Raw genomic sequence first — 16,384 nt, forward strand, 5'->3', positions numbered from 1 at the left:
TCTTGTTTTATTCTACCAAACTTGTAAGCATTTTCAATCGCTTAGTAGCCCTGATCCTCGAAATCTTCTAACATTGCGACCATTTCACCATCATCCGGTTCAATCGCCAAGTAGTTCCGTAACGCCATGACTGTTTGTTCCGGCATCCCAGCTTCACGGAAGAAGTAAATCGCTGGCTTCAAGAAGTCCTCATTATGCTCAAAGAACGGATAGGCCGCAACATAATTGTCCTTCGCCGCCTTAACATGATCCAAATGATTATTAGAAATCGCTAGGTTCCAATAGAACTGCGGATCAAACTCATTAATTTGCAAATATTGATCCAGCAAGTCGATATTATCTTGATAGCGCTCCTGTTTGACCAACAAGTTAGACAGCTCCAAGACAGTGGTTAAATTATCCGGATCAATACTCAAGCCTTCGCGTAAATACTTCTCCGCCAGATCTTGATCATCCAACTTCAAGGCAATTCGAGCCGTCTGCAAGTACAATTTTTCATTATATTGGTCGACGGAAAGCCCTTCTTGTAACGTCATCAAGGCATTATCAAGTTCGTTTAGCTTTTCTTGGGCCTCCGCCAAATATGGATAAACCGTCGCATATTGCGAATCTTGTTCACGTAACTTGTTGAAAACATCAATTGCTTTGCGCGGTTCATCTAATTGTAAATACGTAAAGCCGAGTTCAAATTGACTATCTGGCGTCAACTTCGCCGGTTTAATCTGTTCCAAGTAGCCGACCGCTTGTTCAAAGTGACCGGATTCGGCGTATGAAACACCTAAACGTTCGACCAAGTTCACCTTAGAAATTTCAAGCTGGCCCTTTTTGATCAGGTCTAAATAGAACCGAACGGCTTTAGCATAATTACGAACCAAGAAGTAAAATTCAGCCAAAGCAAACTCGACCACGGGTTCATCTGGTTCTAACTGATACGCTTCGACTAATTTCTGTTCACTCACCTCAAACAATTCCTGTGTTTGATAGAGGTCCGCTTCAACCAGCAAGGCTTGCACATAGGCGGATGAGTCCGGCTTGACTTCAGACAAGTAGTTCAAAGCCAGGTCCGTGTCATCCTCATCAATCGCAATATCAGCCAAACTGGTCCGTAAATCATCTTCATCTGGATAACTTGCTAATAATTTTTTATAAATACGAGCAGCTTGCTTCAAAAAGCCTAAGCCATATAGCTCTTCTGCCAAGCTATATAGCGTCTCGTCATCATCTTTACGTAACGCCCAAGCATAGTGCTTATTGGCGGTTTCTAGTTGCCCGTTGGATAACGCCGCGAGCATTTTTTCTGAATAAGTCATCGCACCCATCCTTTAGCCATTTTTTCTTATAACTCGACTTACTATCATAACGCAAACGACAACAAAAAAGCCAGTATAACGGTTGCTATACTGACTTCTCAAGTAAACTTTATGACGCTTATTTAACTGCATCCTTTAAAGCTTTCCCTGGCTTAAATGCAGGTACTTTGCTTGCAGGAATTTGGATTTCATCGCCAGTTTGTGGATTGCGGCCCTTACGAGCGGCACGTTCACGTACTTCGAAGTTACCAAATCCGATTAATTGAACTTTTTCACCCTTTGCAAGAGTGTCTTGGATTGATGCAAAAACTGCGTCTACCGCAGCGGTTGCGTCTTTCTTAGTCAAGCTAGTTGCAGCAGCAACGTTGTTAACTAATTCAGCTTTGTTTGCCATGTTTGATTCACCTCCCCTTTACAGAGTGAAGATGTATGTATTCGAGTACGTACATCCAGATGATCATTTTTGAGTGGTCCAAAAATGAGAGAAACGATGACAAGCATCATTTCTTCATCAAAGATAGCATAGGAATGCTGTAATAGCAAGCTTTTTTGGCCTTTTTACACAAAAAACGAAAAATAAGTATTAATCGTTTACAACTTTTAAGCCTTATGCTAAAATGCCGGTTTCAAGCCATTTCGACTACTTTCGACGCCGTTCGATCATGTGGATCGGGGTCCCGGTAAAATCGAAGGCATTCCGAATCTGATTTTCCAAGAAACGTTCATACGAAAAGTGCATCATATCAGGGTCATTGACGAAAACGACAAAGGTTGGTGGCTGAATGGCCACTTGCGTCGCATAGTAGACCCGCAGCCGTTTACCATTATCACTTGGCGTTGGATTCATCGCAATGGCGTCCATGATGACATCATTTAAGACAGACGATTGAATTCGACGTGAATGGTTCGTATTGACAGTCCGAATCATCGCTGGCAATTGGGCCAAACGTTGCGTGGTCTTCGCAGATACGAAGATAATGGGCGCATATGCTAGGTAGACGAATTGATCACGAATGTAAGCTTCGAACTCTTGCATCGTATGATTATCCTTCTTGACCAGGTCCCACTTGTTGACCACGATAATGATCCCTTTACCGGCTTCGTGTGCATAGCCCGCAACTCGCTTATCTTGTTCACGAATCCCCTCTTCGCCGTTAATGACGAAGAGAGCCACATCACTATTATCAATGGCCTTTAAGGCCCGCATGACCGAATAACGTTCCGTATTTTCGTAAACTTTACCCTTTTTACGAATCCCGGCCGTATCAACCATCACGAACCGATTGCCATCGGCATCAGTAAATTTCGTATCAATGGCATCCCGCGTCGTCCCAGCCACGTCTGAGACAATCACCCGGTCTTCACCAAGCAACGCATTCACGATGGATGATTTACCAACGTTAGGCCGCCCAATCAAACTAAACCGAATCGTTCCGGGTTCATCCTCACCCGTTGAATCTGGAAAGTTTTTAATAACAGCATCAAGTAAATCCCCGAGACCTAAGCCATGGGCTCCAGAAATTGGGAATGGTTCGCCGAAACCTAATGAATAAAAATCATAGATTTCTGCCCGCAGTTCCGGATTATCAACTTTATTGACTGCTAAGACAACGGGTTTGTCCGAACGGTACAAGATTTGAGCCACATGTTCGTCAGCGTCCGTGACGCCTTCTTTAGCACTAACCAAATAGACGATCACGTCAGCTTCATCAATCGCAATTTCAGCTTGTTGGGTAATTTGTTTAATAAATGGGGCGTCGTCGATATCAATCCCACCAGTATCAATTAAACTGAATTCCCGACCTAACCATTCACTGTTGGCATAAATACGATCCCGAGTAACCCCAGGCGTATCTTCAACAATTGAAATACGGTCACCGGCAATCCGGTTAAAAATAGTGGATTTACCAACGTTTGGTCGCCCGACAATGGCGACAACTGGTTTTGGCATTTAAATTCCTCCTTCACAGAGTAAGTCATTGTTATCGATTCATAAAAAAATATCCTTCAAGGCCAGCTTGAAGGGTATTTTTAGAAGCAATCAATGATTACTTTTCATCATCATTGTGTTCAGCGTTCTTCAAAGCGTCACCAACTAAATCACCTAAACTGAAACCAGTTGATTCTTCCGGTGCATTAGCCGTTGAGCGTTCAGATGCAGAACGGTTGTCGCGACGATTGTTGTTGCGACGGTTGTTGTTACCGCCACGATTGTTGTTGCTGTGGCTTTGAGGTTGTGCTTCTTCTTCGCCTTCAGCAGCTTGTGGTTTTTCTTCCAAAGCTTTGATTGACAATGCCAACCGTTTTTCGTCTGGACGAACATCCAAGACTTTAACTTTGATTTCTTGACCCACTTTTAAGACATCGTTTGGTGTTGCAATATGTTGATGTGAGATTTGTGAAATATGAACCAAACCTTCAACACCAGGGAATACTTCAACAAAGGCACCAAAGCTAGTCAAGCGTTTAACTTTACCATCAAGAACGGCGCCTTGAGGAGCTTTTTCTTCTATCCCGTCCCAAGGTTCTGGTAAGGTTGCTTTAATTGAAAGTGAAACCCGTTCGCGGTCTACATCAACAGATAAAATCTTAACTTGAACTTCTTGACCAACCTTCAAAACATCAGCAGGCTTTTCAACACGTTCATATGAAATTTCAGAAACGTGAACCAAACCATCGATGCCGCCAAGGTCAACAAAGGCACCAAAGTTAGTCAAACGAGCAACTTTACCACTGACAACAGAGCCAGCTTCTAAGGTTTGTAAAGCTTCAGCACGTTGCGCTTCGCGAGCCTTTTCAACAACGGCACGGTGTGACAAGATCAAGCGGTTTTCGCTAGGTTCAATTTCAATAATCTTAAGTTCAAGTTCTTGGCCTTTGTAAGCACTCAAATCTTCAACGTAATGATCATCAATCATTGAGGCAGGGATGAAGCCACGAACGCCAGCATCAACGACTAAGCCGCCTTTAACTACTTGCGTTACAGGAGCTTTAATCGTATGACCTGCTTCGTATTCTTTTTCTACATCGTCCCAAACTTTGCGAGCTTCTAACCGACGATGTGACAGTAAGTAACTGCCGTTTTCTTTATCGGTGCCAATTCGAGAAATAACAACTAAGTCTAATACATCGCCAACTTTAGCGACTTCATTGACATCTTCAACCCGTTGTGTTGAGAGTTCCTTCAAAGGAACGACCCCTTCAACGCCGGTACCTTGGATACCAACAATAACTTGTTTGTCGTCGTCAATTGCTAAGACTTCACCCTTAACAACGTCACCGACGTTGACTTCTGAGACACTGTTTAAAGCGTCTAAAAGTTCTTTTTTCTCATTTTGACTGTTTTCATTTTCACTCATGCAAATTTCCTCCTGTCAACAATAACTCTAACCTATATCATAGCTGAAAATGCCATGAAAAGCTAGTCTAAAGCACCAACTTGTGCAATTAGATTGTTGAACTTTGTTTTTTTATGATAGCCGCAATGGCAGCCACCACTTCTTCGATCGACATTGGCGTCGTATCGACCAAGACCGCGTCTGCGGCTTGGGTCAGTGGTGAAACCTTGCGAGTTGAATCCTTATGATCACGGAGCTCAATTTCTGCTTGTAATTGTGCAAGCGGTGTATTGATCCCTTTGGTAATATTTTCAGCGTACCGGCGCTTAGCGCGTTCCGCTGCAGAAGCAACCAAGAAAATCTTCACTTCTGCTTTTGGTAAAACGGTCGACCCAATATCGCGGCCATCCATGACGACACCGCCAGCCGCAGCAATCTGACGCTGATGGTCCGTTAACAATGCGCGCACTTTTGGCAAGGCGGCAATTGTTGACACATTATTAGTCACGTCTGGTTGGCGAATTGCAGCGGTGATGTCTTCATCGTTAGCAAATACTAACTGATCAGGTTCACCTGGCTTGAAACTAATCGTCAGTGATCCCATCATCTTGGCCACCGCGTCGTCATCTGCTAGTGGCACCTGATGGGTCATCGCCCAATAGGTTACTGCGCGATACATGGCGCCAGTATCCACGTAAATATAGCCAAACCGTTTGGCAACTAGTTTAGCAACGGTACTTTTCCCAGCCGAAGCTGGACCATCAATGGCCACTTGTAATGCTTGTTCTGCCATAAAGGTTAAATCCTCACAATTCTAAAAATCGCGTTTTTAACGGACACGTAACCGTTGACCAGCTGAAATTGTCGAGCCAGATGATAAGCCATTCAATTGCAATAACTCATCCACTGAAATTCCAGCGTTGGTCGCAACCCGGTAAACCCCTTGCCCAGCAGCAACCGTCACATACTTTTCACCAGATTCTGATGATTCGCTGCTACTGTCACTACTCGCCGAGCTCGAAGATTCAGCCGTACTAGATTCAGTTGACTTGGACTCAGCCTTACTACTAGCCTTAGCTGCGGCTTTGGAACTTGCTAATGCCAAGCTACTACTTTTAGCAGCAGCCTTCTTCTTAGCAGCAACCGACTCACTCGACTTGTCGGCTGCTTTTGACGCTGATTTGGCTGCCGTACTTGAAGCTTTTTTCTTCGAGCTGGAGCTGGCAACCTGTTCAGTCTGTTGCGGATTATTCAATGAATTTTTCTTCACCAAAAAATAACCAATTGGTGCAAGCGCAAGCAACAAAATTAAAACCACTAGAACGGTGGTTAACGTAGAATTACTGCTATCCTGTTTACGTTTTTGAGTTCGCGATAAATTGCCTGAATCATCCCGATCGTCTTCAAAAGTTTTATCCCATGGTTTGTCTTTTTGGGATTTTTGATCATCATTTTTTTGACTCATAGGGTGTTCCTCCTCAAAAAACTTTCACCAAATATTGTAACATAACGCCTAACTGATTTCTTTAAGAATTTTGTAAAAACAATTGTGCTAAAATCTGTTGCCATGGGGTTGTTGCCGCTTGCGGCGTCTTTGCACTGGCGGTTAACCCTAGTTTATCGAGTGGGAGTGGTTCCCCAGCAAGCTGGCAACAGTGCGGTGTATGGGCCGGCGCGGCCTCATTAAAGTAAGTCATCAAAACCGCCCGCCGACAGGTTTTCGTCTGGATATAAGTTAATAGTTGCGCCAGTTCAGTTTCTTTCGCCCGTTGACGTTTTTCAAATTGGGCCGTAACCTGCTCAACTGAATAGCCATGGGTCCAATAATACTGCAAAACCGCGCTTAAATCCGTCCCCGGCGCTTGTTCTTGTTGAAATCGTTGCTGATCACGTCGAATTTCGATGGGACTCGCCATCGTTAGATCATTAAGATTACGGACCAATTGTTCATCGCCAGGCGCATACAGTAAAACTGCTAATGCTGGCTCGCCATCACGACCAGCCCGCCCAATTTCTTGGACATAATCAGCTAAATTATTAGGCAAATGATAGTGAATGACTTGGCGAATATCCGCTTTATTAATGCCCATGCCAAATGCCGAAGTTGCACAGATGACATCTAGGTCACCGGCCATAAACTGCTGCTGAATCTTGAACCGGTCTTCCGCCGACAGTCCGGCGTGATAGGCAGCGACCCGTAAGTTCGTGGTAGTCCGCAGCCACTCCGCAATCAGGTCCGTCTGACGTTTGGAGCTAAAATAGACGATACTTGGTCGTTGCACGGCCAAGACTAGTTGCTGCAACCGCGTCCGCTTGTCCGCCTCGGAAGCCACTTGTTCGACCGCCAAGTAAATATTGGGTCGATTGACCGAATAGATCACTTGTTGGGCGGCTGGAACTTGCAATTGCGTCAAAATATCCTGACGTACCTTGTCAGTCGCCGTCGCGGTTAACATCAGTGTTAGTGGCTCACCAAGGGCTTGCTTTAACGCGCCTAACGATAAATAATCAGGGCGAAAATCCGGTCCCCAAGTCGAGATACAGTGTGCCTCATCAATCACTAACAAGCTGATTGTCGTCGCTTTGAGTGCCGTTAAAACTGGCGGTTGTTTCAACATTTCCGGTGAGATAAATAAGAATTTTAATTGGGTTAAATGAGTCAAAATCGACTGACGACTACCGTAGTCCAACTGAGAAGTTAACGCCGCAACTTGCTTCTCACCCTGATAATTCAGTCGGGCAACTTGATCCTGCATCAATGAAATCAATGGTGAAACCACAATCACTAGCCCTGGGACGAGTGATCCAACCAGCTGATAAATAAGTGACTTACCGGTACCGGTCGGCAGTACTGCTAACACGTCTTGACCGGCCAACAAATCGCTAATGACTTGATATTGCCCTGGCCGAAATTCGTCGAACCCATATTTATTCTTTAATAATTGGTAAAGGGCTTCACGCTGCATCATGACACCTCATAATCTGATAGAGTCGGAACCAAAAAAAGTCCATCTCCGGCAAGACCGCTTGCACCGTTTGAAAACGCCAAGTCTCAATGACCGGATTGTCAGCAAAGATTGCCGCAAGTTGTGTTACCCGCGTGGGCGTCAACAATTCCGCGGCCGGGAAATCCGGCCACAAGATAGCAACTTCTAACAAGTGTTCACGCACCGTGCTCAATTTCAATCGACGGCGCTGCGAAATCTGTGCCAAACTCTCACCAGTTTTATAGTCCTGATAAGTTTGCCAGGCGCTACTGCTCACCGGATTCGGTTTTAAGTACGGCTGTAACAACGCCGCCAGTGGCGTCCCTGGATTTTCTTTCAACCACGCAACCCAGTGACAACTCAAGTCTTTCCGCATGACCAAAATTTCAATTGGCTGCCGATCAACTTGTGCTGCCAACTGTTGATCCGTTTGGCCCGGAAAGTTAAAGCCAGTTAAGCTTTGACTGAACACCGTAGCTAATTCTGACGACTGTGTTTGTAAAAAAGATGTTAGTTCCTGATAAATTTGTTGTCCAAGTGTCGGACGCTGCCACTGTCGAAACCACTGTTTGACCGTCCGCTGAATGCGTCGGTCGGTAGTAATCGGATAATATCGGCGTTGCTGGTGGACGGCTTCTGACACCACTTGCAAAGCCAGTTGGCTCGTAGCCGTGAATTGGCGGACATCCGCCGATTGAAAGCCTTCCCACGCCGTTGGCAAATATAGCGTAGTCATTAACTGCTGTTGATGTTGTTCCCCAGCCGGGGTCAACTTCAAATACCCCGGATCGGTTGTGACTAACCAACCCGCAGTCACTAACTGTTGGGTCGCCGCTTCAAAGGTCGGTAGCGCGACACCATGCCAACTGTCTAATAGGGACAAGGTCCCCGTCGTTAGCCCCGCAAATAATGTTGAGACCGTTCGCTTGCCGCGTAAGACATTAAACAACGCTTTCGGTCGGCGTGGTGCCGTTGTAAATAACAATAAGAGATAATCAGCAAACAATCCGGCACCTTCTTTCAACGAGTTAAGCTCATTAAGCATAGCATGTAACCACCCTGCTGACCAACTCAAAAAGGAATCAAACCGGTCACGTCGACTGATTTGATCCCTTGATTTTAATTGTTAATTAGCGATTGAAACTCGCTTAATTTAAATGCGGCTCATTAATTGGTTACGACTGCCTAGCCACTTTGCCAAGCGATGGTAGACCAACCAGAAGACGCCACCGACCAAGAGTCCCTTGATCAGATTAAACGGCACGACGGCGATCAAAACTAATGTATTTAGTGACACACTCAATTTCATTCCCATGACCTGCATGTAGAACGGCAGGACAAAGGTTAGATTTGCCAACGATTCCACAATCACCAGTCCAACTGTCGCTAACACAATCGCCAACGGCATCCGCCACTTTTCATTACCCCGGTAATAACGTAAAACCAAGGCAAACGCTAAGATTAAGACGGCTGATCCTAAGAAGCTCGCCAAAGAACCAATCAAATCCGGTAAAGCGAACCCCATTGTAGCTGAATGAAGGAATAATTTGACCAAGGTGATGGCAAAAGCACCACCCATCCCGTATAAAAACAGCCCGATCAAGATCGGAATATCTGAGAAATCAATCTTCATCCAAGCGGCAATTGGAATAATTGGAAACTCCAACAGCATCAAAATATAAGCACACGCGCCGAGCAAGGCAATGCCCACTAGTCGGCGTAACGTTGTTTGTTGCATAACGCACCCTCCTATGGGTCATCTTCAATGAACCGCTTTGACCTTTTCCACAAAAAAACGCCCGACAACAAAAGAACTGTCATCAGGGCGGGTTTATTTGCGAATTTATGCCAAATAAGCTCGATCTTCTTTATACCAGACTTTAACTGTCGACTTTGGAATTACACCAAATCACTATGCTTGCACATAGGTCGCGGGCTTTAACCGCCGGTCGGGAATTACACCCTGCCCTGAAGATGAACCAAGTATTATTTTTTTAACAACTCCAGTTTACACACTTAAACCGAGAATTGCAAGCGCTATCGTTCACCTTTTAACTTGCTAATTTCAATTGGTTTAAGTTTTCGATATTCACCCGCTTGCAAACTTTGCAAGTCTAGGATGCCATAGCGCTCGCGCTTTAGCTTAGTTACAGGGTGTCCGATTGCAGCCATCATCTTCTTAACCTGATGATTGTGACCTTCGTGAATCGTCAGTTGAACCAACGCATTTTGCTTCTTATGATCACTATCTAACAAATTCGATTTAGCCGGCGCAGTCGTGCGGCCATCAATTTCAACGCCTAAACGCAGTTGTTTTAGGTCAGCATTCGTGGGCACACCTTCGACCTTCGCCAAGTATGTCTTCTTAACTTCGTATTTCGGATGAGTCAAGCGGTTGGCTAAGGCACCATCGTTAGTCATAATCAATAAACCGGAAGTATCGTAATCTAACCGACCAACCGGATAGATTCGTTCAGGGACATCTTTAAAGTAATCCATGACCGTTTTACGGCCGCGCTCATCATGGACCGTTGTCACGACACCACGTGGCTTATAAAAGAGATAATAAACGAGTTTTTCAGCTAGAATTGGCGTGCCATCGACCTCAATGTGGTCATGCCGTTCAAACTTCTCACCTAATTCAGTCACCGTTTTACCGTTGACCTTCACATGGCCGGAAGTGATTAAGACTTCTGACTTGCGTCGTGACGCAACCCCAGCTTCAGCCATAATTTTTTGTAATCGTTCTGCCATTAATTTTCCTCACTATCTGGATGTTCTCCGTTGAGTTTTGCTTGAAATGCGGTTAAAAACAGATCCGTTTCCGGCGCCGGATGCTCACTATCTGTCAGGGCATCCAGATCAATCGCCGGTAAGTCATCGAGTGATTTTAACCCAAAATAATCTAAAAATAATTCGGTCGTGCCATAAAGAATCGGCCGGCCTGGTTCGCTTAAGCGTCCAGTTTCAGTGACTAATTGACGTAAGACTAACTTTTGAATCGTCGACCCACTTTGGACACCGCGAATCTCATCAATCTCAATTCGCGTTAGCGGTTGTCGATAAGCGATAATTGCCAAAACTTCCAATGACGCTTGCGACAAACTAGTCGACAACGGCGCTTCAAAGTAACGCTTAAGCACTGGCGCCAGTGCGGCCTTAGTGGCTAAGCGATAAGTATTCTCGGTTGATAAGATGACCAGTGCACAGTCGGTATCGTCAGCGTAGCGCGTCGCCAATGTCGTTAGCATCGTGTTGATTGCTGGTTTGGCAAAGCCCGTGGCGTGTTCAATCTCTGCAACCGTCACGCCCTCGTCTCCAGCGACAAAAAGTAATCCTTCAATCTGTTCAATGTTCGTCATGCGTTTCATCCTGTCGTAAATATAAGTGAATGGGACCCAGTTGTGCCGTTTGTAACAGGGTTACCTGAGCCTGCTTGGTTAATTCTAACACAGCCATAAAAGTTGTGACTAGCATATCATCACTAGCGCTCGGCGTAAACAGCGTCGCAAAATCAACGCCTTCTGGCTCAGTCACTAAGCGCTGACGCACTTGTTTCATTCGCGTCTCAATCGTCACTGGGTCTGCGGTCACCGTTTTTGTTAACGGTTGGGCCCGTCGCCGCTTCGCAACCAACTGTCGAAAGGCCGCTTGCAAGTCAGCTACCGTAATACCAGACGTGAGCTGTGGTGTCGGCAATTCCGCCGGCATCAACATGGCTTCACGGGTAAAATGCTGACGACGCGCTTGTTCCTTCACTCGGAGTTCGCCTGCCGCTTCTTGATAGACTTTATAGGCTAACAATTCCGCCACTAACGAATCACGAGGATCTTCATCTTCTTCAATATCCTCATCATCTGCTGGCGCTTGCGGTAAGAGATAACGGCTTTTAATTGTCATTAACGTTGCCGCCATCACCAAATAGTCCCCCGCAATATCGAGCTGGAGTGCTTGCATCGAGTGCAAATAATCCAAGTATTGCTTCGTGATGGCCGCGATTGGAATATCATAAATATCCATTTTATTTTGGCGTATCAAATGTAATAAGAGGTCCAAAGGCCCTTCAAATTCCGAGATTTTAATGGTGATCGGTTGTTCGTTGTTCATCACGACTTCGCTCCCATGCACCAATGATTGGTGCCATTTCTAACGTTCCCATGACCCGTTGTTGCGGGTACAGAGCTGCCAATTCGTCCAGCATTTGTTGTAAATTTTGTGGATGCCGTTCTTCCGGCGATAATGAGGCATGGTGGACCAGCACAAAATCGGACCCAACTTCGATGCCAATGATCCCACAAAAGTCCCCATCCGCTTGACGCCACAAGTAGAGTTGATGATTATTCGTTGCTTGGTACCACTGCATTTCAGTTTGTAAATGGGTAATTTCTTTAAAATCTGGAATAAAGGACAGTAACCCCATGGCAACTTTTTCATAATCCTTGCGATATTTGACTAGCATCTGAACCTCCTAACTACGCCCGCGGATGATACTTGTTATAGACTTCCGCCAGCCGTTTCTTCGTAATATGGGTATAAATCTGTGTCGTTGAGATATCGGCGTGGCCCAATAATTCTTGAACCACCCGCAAATCAGCACCATTCTCTAAAATATGCGTTGCAAATGAGTGCCGTAACGTATGTGGTGTTACGTCTTTTTCAATCCCGGCAGCCTTAACTTGGGCTTTCAGATTTTTCCAAACGCCTTGCCGCGTCAATTGACCCCCGTGATTATTTAAAAACAGGTAATTATTGCGGCGTTTAGCTGAGACCAGTTTTGGGCGGGCCGTTTTTAAATAACGCTCCACAAAGTCAATCGCAACATCCCCAATTGGAATGATCCGTTCCTTATCACCCTTCCCAATGGTTTGAATCAAGCCAAGGTCCAAGTGTAAATCATCCAGCTTCACATTAATCGTTTCACTGACACGTAACCCAGTCGCATACATCACTTCCAACAACGCCCGATCGCGGAGTCCTAGCGTCGTATCGATTTTCGGCACCGCCAGTAGTCGTTCCACTTCATGAGCCGATAATACTTGTGGCAAATGTTGCGCCCGTTTGGGGGTGTCGATTTTAAGCATCGGATCACTGTCGATCACATGCATCTGTGCCAGATATTGGAAAAACTTCCGTAAACTAGACACCGCATGGATAATCGTATTGCGGGCCTTGCCTTGCTCATCCAACACTTGTAAATAGTTTAAAACAACGTAACGATCAACCTGATTAAACGACGTCATTTTTTGCGTGGTTAAATAGCCAGCAAATTCAGTCAGATCCTGCTGATAACTTTTTAAACTGTTCGTAACTAAACCGCGCTCGACACGCAAAAAATGCAGGTAATCAGCAAGCTGGTCCTGCATCGTTTGATTAATCGTCGGCTTCGTCATTATTAACCTCAGTTAATTTAATTTCGCCCGGTTGCTGCGTGATCAACCGTTGTTTTAATAAATTACCGACAGCCCGTTTGAATTGGCCCTTACTAATATTAAAGTAAGTTCGAATATCTTCAGGATCGCTCTTGTCCCAGAATGGCAAACTATGATCGGCTTGATGTTGCAGTGCTGCCAACAACATTTGCGCATCATCACCGATTTCTTCGTAGCCGCGGGGCTTCAAAGACAGGTTTAGTTCGCCATCACGAAGATGACCAATCACCCGTGCCTTCATATGTTGGCCTAACCGAGGTTCTTGATCGCGTTCAGAAGGATGTACGAAGCCTAAATGGCCATCATCAGTAATCACAGACGTCCCCGCCATCTTTAATCGAAAAACCGTCACTTGGGTATCTGTATTCTTCATTTGATCACGGTCATACGGCGTCGCCATATCGGCGAAAACCGTTTGATCCGCCAAAGTACCCCATAGACGGTCTTTATTGTCACGATCTAACTTGACTAATAACCGATCATCTTTTTTAGGCCAGAGGCGACTAATTGTTGGTAATTCATCCAGTGAAACCACTAAATCCTTGTTGGGTAACCCAACGTCAACGAACACACCTAAATCATGACGGGTCCGCACCACGGTTCCCCAGACATAATTTTCAAATGAGATTTTTGGAATAAACCGCGTTAATTGCGCTTGATGGTTTTCATTTTCATATACAAATCCTTCATACAAACCACCGATATGCAATGGCTTTTCAGGTTCTTGTTTGTCGACCCATAATGTTTGTCCATTGACTTGAACAAAATAGGCGTCATCATTTTCATCAGTCACTTTTGCAGTGACAACTGTTCCCATAATACTAGCTTCCATAGTTAACTCCTTTAAATTACTGCAAACTTAAATGTAAGACCTGAATAATGCAATAAGTAATGCCGGCCGCGATAACCGGTCCGGCCGCAATGCCACGTAATAACACCACACCCATGATGGTTCCAAAAACTAGGGCCACGGTGATTTCTGGTGAGGCACTCAATAGCCCCACACCATGAAATGACAGCACCGAAACCAAGACACCACAGGCCACAGCAATCCAACCCACGGGTGACTTGAAGGCATGCCATAAATCACGAAAGCCGATTTGACCCGTCGCGATGGGGATCAAGATGGCAACGGTAATTACCGTGACACCCCAATTGATGCCTTTTTGACCGATCGTCGTTAATAACTTACTCGTGTTGGGAATTAGTTTAATCACCAATACGACCAAGGTAGCAATTTGAAGTGATTGATTTTTACCCAACCAGGCGATTAATAATATTGCTAATAAAAATAGCCAGCTTTCCATACGACACCTCACGTGTTATTAATTGTAACCGAAAACGCCCCAGATAGCGAGGATTGGTCATAAATTATCAGTCGACCAATCTTTCACCGGAACCAGATAAAATGGCCGTGTCGTGCAATAACTATGTAATAAAAAAGCCGCCGCTAAGCGACGACTTTTCAAATTCAGGTTTAAGTGAATTTTATAAGGCGTTTGAAGCACCGCGGTAAACGATCCCACGACGTGAATCAACGGTGATCAATTGACCATCAGAGATTACAGTAGTAGCATCCTTAACACCAACGATGACAGGAATACCCATTGAGATACCGACAACAGCAGCATGTGAAGTTAAACCGCCATTTTCAACAACCAAAGCGCTAGACTTTTCAATTGCTGGCAAGTAGTCTTTGTCAGTGGTCTTAGTAACTAAGACGCCACCTTCAACGGCCTTGTCGATTGCTTCTTGTGCAGAAGTTGCGATAACTGCTTTACCGATAACAGTTTCGTCACCGACACCTTGACCATCAGCTAAACGAGAACCAATTAATTGGATCTTCATGATGTTAGTTGTACCGCGTTCGCCAACTGGCACACCGGCAGTGATCAAGATTAAGTCGCCTTCCTTGGCAAAGCCAAGTTCAACAGCCTTTGAAGCAGCTAAATCGAACATGTCATCAGTAGTTTCTGGTTTGTCAGCGATGATTGGTTGAACACCCCAGTTAACCATTAAACCACGTTGAGTCCGTTCGTCAAAAGTGATAGCTAAGATATCAGCATCTGGACGGTACTTCGAAATCATCTTAGCAGTGTAGCCAGATTCAGTCGCAGCAACGATAGTCTTGATACCAAGGTTCTTAGCAGCACGAGCAATCGCGATACCGATAGTTTCAGTAACACTAGTCTTGTCGAAACGGTTCAATTGTAAGTTGCCGTTTTCAGCTAACGTGTTTTCGGCCTTTTGGTCGATCTTAGCCATCATGGCAACTGATTCAACAGGGTAAAGCCCATTAGCACTTTCACCAGAAAGCATCGTTGCGTCAGTACCGTCAAAGACAGCGTTGGCAACGTCAGATGCTTCGGCACGAGTAGGACGTGGGTTTTCTTGCATTGAATCAAGCATTTGAGTAGCAGTAATAACTGGCATGCCCAAAGCGTTACATTTCTTGATCAAGCTCTTTTGTACCAAAGGCACATTTTCAGCTGGAATTTCAACACCCATGTCACCACGAGCAACCATCAAACCATCACAAACCTTAAGAATTTCATCGACGTTGTCGATACCTTCTTGTGATTCGATCTTAGGGAAGATTTGAACGTGTTCCATATGCTTTTCTTCAAGTAATTCACGGATGTCTAAGACATCTTGTGGCTTACGAACGAAAGAAGCAGCAATGAAGTTGATTTCATGATCCAAACCAAAACGAATATCGTCTGAGTCTTTTTCAGTAATCCCAGGTAAGTTGATAGAAACGCCAGGAGCGTTAGTACCTTTACGTGAACCTAAGACACCGGCGTTTTGGACAGTGGTAACCAATTCGCGGTTAGCTTCGTCTTTTTCGTCGATCTTCATGTCTAATAAACCATCATCGAAGAGGACATGACCACCTACATGAACATCGTCAAATAGGCCATCATAGGTAACGGCAATTTTATCCTTGGTTGATTCAAGTGAATCGTCCATGGTAATACGTACCTTATCACCGATCTTGTATTCAGACTTACCGTCTTTTTGAACAGTCGTCCGAATTTCAGCACCCTTAGTATCAAGCATGATACCAACGGTCTTACCCGTAATCTTTTCTGCTTCATGAACCTTGTTTAAACGATCCAAATGTTCTGCATGGTCACCATGTGAGAAGTTAAAGCGGAAAATATTTGCGCCGGCTTCGATCAATTTAACAATAGTGTCAGTATCGGTGCTGGCAGGACCAAGTGTTGAAACAATCTTGGTTTTCTTCATAAGAAAAATCTCTCCCTTGAAAGTTTTTATAAAAAGACATTTACGTCATTTTTATCAAATTAGTAAGAAAC

17 protein-coding genes and 1 riboswitch are annotated in these 16,384 nt (G+C 44.9%); all 17 genes read right to left on the reverse strand.

Features of this window, described 5'->3' with window-relative positions; genetic code table 11:
* Positions 1–41 precede the first annotated feature (41 nt).
* Positions 42–1,310 (reverse strand): tetratricopeptide repeat protein, encoded by a 1,269-nt coding sequence (locus tag FFM64_RS06175; RefSeq protein ID WP_137607146.1) that lies wholly within the window; start codon positions 1,308–1,310, stop codon positions 42–44.
* A 118-nt stretch (positions 1,311–1,428) separates the two neighbouring features.
* Positions 1,429–1,704, reverse strand: coding sequence for an HU family DNA-binding protein (locus FFM64_RS06180; protein WP_105448472.1), 276 nt, complete (start codon positions 1,702–1,704; stop codon positions 1,429–1,431).
* Between the two features lie 246 nt (positions 1,705–1,950).
* On the reverse strand, positions 1,951–3,261 hold the full coding sequence (gene der / locus FFM64_RS06190) for a ribosome biogenesis GTPase Der (RefSeq protein ID WP_137607147.1): 1,311 nt from the start codon (positions 3,259–3,261) through the stop codon (positions 1,951–1,953).
* Between the two features lie 97 nt (positions 3,262–3,358).
* The gene (gene rpsA / locus FFM64_RS06195; RefSeq protein ID WP_137607148.1) at positions 3,359–4,669 is read right to left on the reverse strand and encodes a 30S ribosomal protein S1; all 1,311 of its coding nucleotides are present in this window, start codon (positions 4,667–4,669) and stop codon (positions 3,359–3,361) included.
* Between the two features lie 88 nt (positions 4,670–4,757).
* On the reverse strand, positions 4,758–5,441 hold the full coding sequence (cmk, locus tag FFM64_RS06200) for a (d)CMP kinase (protein ID WP_137607149.1): 684 nt from the start codon (positions 5,439–5,441) through the stop codon (positions 4,758–4,760).
* Between the two features lie 36 nt (positions 5,442–5,477).
* Positions 5,478–6,113, reverse strand: a complete 636-nt coding sequence (locus FFM64_RS06205) for a LysM peptidoglycan-binding domain-containing protein (protein ID WP_137607150.1) — start codon at positions 6,111–6,113, stop codon at positions 5,478–5,480.
* Between the two features lie 61 nt (positions 6,114–6,174).
* Positions 6,175–7,614, reverse strand: a complete 1,440-nt coding sequence (locus FFM64_RS06210; RefSeq protein WP_137607151.1) for a RecQ family ATP-dependent DNA helicase — start codon at positions 7,612–7,614, stop codon at positions 6,175–6,177.
* Positions 7,604–8,680 (reverse strand): YpbB family protein, encoded by a 1,077-nt coding sequence (locus FFM64_RS06215; protein WP_223876913.1) that lies wholly within the window; start codon positions 8,678–8,680, stop codon positions 7,604–7,606. Before FFM64_RS06215 ends, FFM64_RS06210 begins: the two co-directional genes overlap by 11 nt.
* 108 nt (positions 8,681–8,788) lie before the next feature.
* Positions 8,789–9,373 carry an ECF transporter S component gene (locus FFM64_RS06220; protein ID WP_137607152.1) on the reverse strand — a complete coding sequence of 195 codons (585 nt, stop codon included), beginning with the start codon at positions 9,371–9,373 and terminating at the stop codon, positions 8,789–8,791.
* Between the two features lie 119 nt (positions 9,374–9,492).
* Positions 9,493–9,615, reverse strand: a riboswitch (FMN riboswitch).
* Positions 9,616–9,672: 57 nt separating this feature from the next.
* A complete protein-coding gene (locus tag FFM64_RS06225) occupies positions 9,673–10,389 on the reverse strand; it encodes a pseudouridine synthase (protein ID WP_137607153.1) in 717 nt (238 codons plus the stop codon).
* Positions 10,389–10,997, reverse strand: a complete 609-nt coding sequence (gene scpB / locus FFM64_RS06230) for an SMC-Scp complex subunit ScpB (protein ID WP_137607154.1) — start codon at positions 10,995–10,997, stop codon at positions 10,389–10,391. Before scpB ends, FFM64_RS06225 begins: the two co-directional genes overlap by 1 nt.
* Positions 10,984–11,742, reverse strand: coding sequence for a segregation and condensation protein A (locus tag FFM64_RS06235; RefSeq protein ID WP_137607155.1), 759 nt, complete (start codon positions 11,740–11,742; stop codon positions 10,984–10,986). Before FFM64_RS06235 ends, scpB begins: the two co-directional genes overlap by 14 nt.
* Entirely contained in the window at positions 11,714–12,094 is a 381-nt protein-coding gene (locus FFM64_RS06240; protein WP_137607156.1) for an N-acetyltransferase, read from the reverse strand. The genes FFM64_RS06235 and FFM64_RS06240 overlap by 29 nt, the downstream gene beginning before the upstream one ends.
* Positions 12,095–12,107: 13 nt before the next feature.
* Positions 12,108–12,998 carry a site-specific tyrosine recombinase XerD gene (gene xerD, locus FFM64_RS06245; RefSeq protein ID WP_137607326.1) on the reverse strand — a complete coding sequence of 297 codons (891 nt, stop codon included), beginning with the start codon at positions 12,996–12,998 and terminating at the stop codon, positions 12,108–12,110.
* Between the two features lie 7 nt (positions 12,999–13,005).
* Positions 13,006–13,896 carry a CvfB family protein gene (locus FFM64_RS06250; RefSeq protein ID WP_137607157.1) on the reverse strand — a complete coding sequence of 297 codons (891 nt, stop codon included), beginning with the start codon at positions 13,894–13,896 and terminating at the stop codon, positions 13,006–13,008.
* A 16-nt stretch (positions 13,897–13,912) separates the two neighbouring features.
* Complete coding sequence (locus FFM64_RS06255) at positions 13,913–14,371, reverse strand: DUF441 domain-containing protein (RefSeq protein WP_137607158.1); 459 nt, start codon at positions 14,369–14,371, stop codon at positions 13,913–13,915.
* A gap of 181 nt (positions 14,372–14,552) precedes the next feature.
* Complete coding sequence (gene pyk / locus FFM64_RS06260; RefSeq protein ID WP_137607159.1) at positions 14,553–16,313, reverse strand: pyruvate kinase; 1,761 nt, start codon at positions 16,311–16,313, stop codon at positions 14,553–14,555.
* Positions 16,314–16,384 lie beyond the last annotated feature (71 nt).

This window comes from Lactiplantibacillus daoliensis (assembly GCF_005405005.1).
In the GTDB taxonomy this organism is placed as follows: domain Bacteria; phylum Bacillota; class Bacilli; order Lactobacillales; family Lactobacillaceae; genus Lactiplantibacillus; species Lactiplantibacillus daoliensis.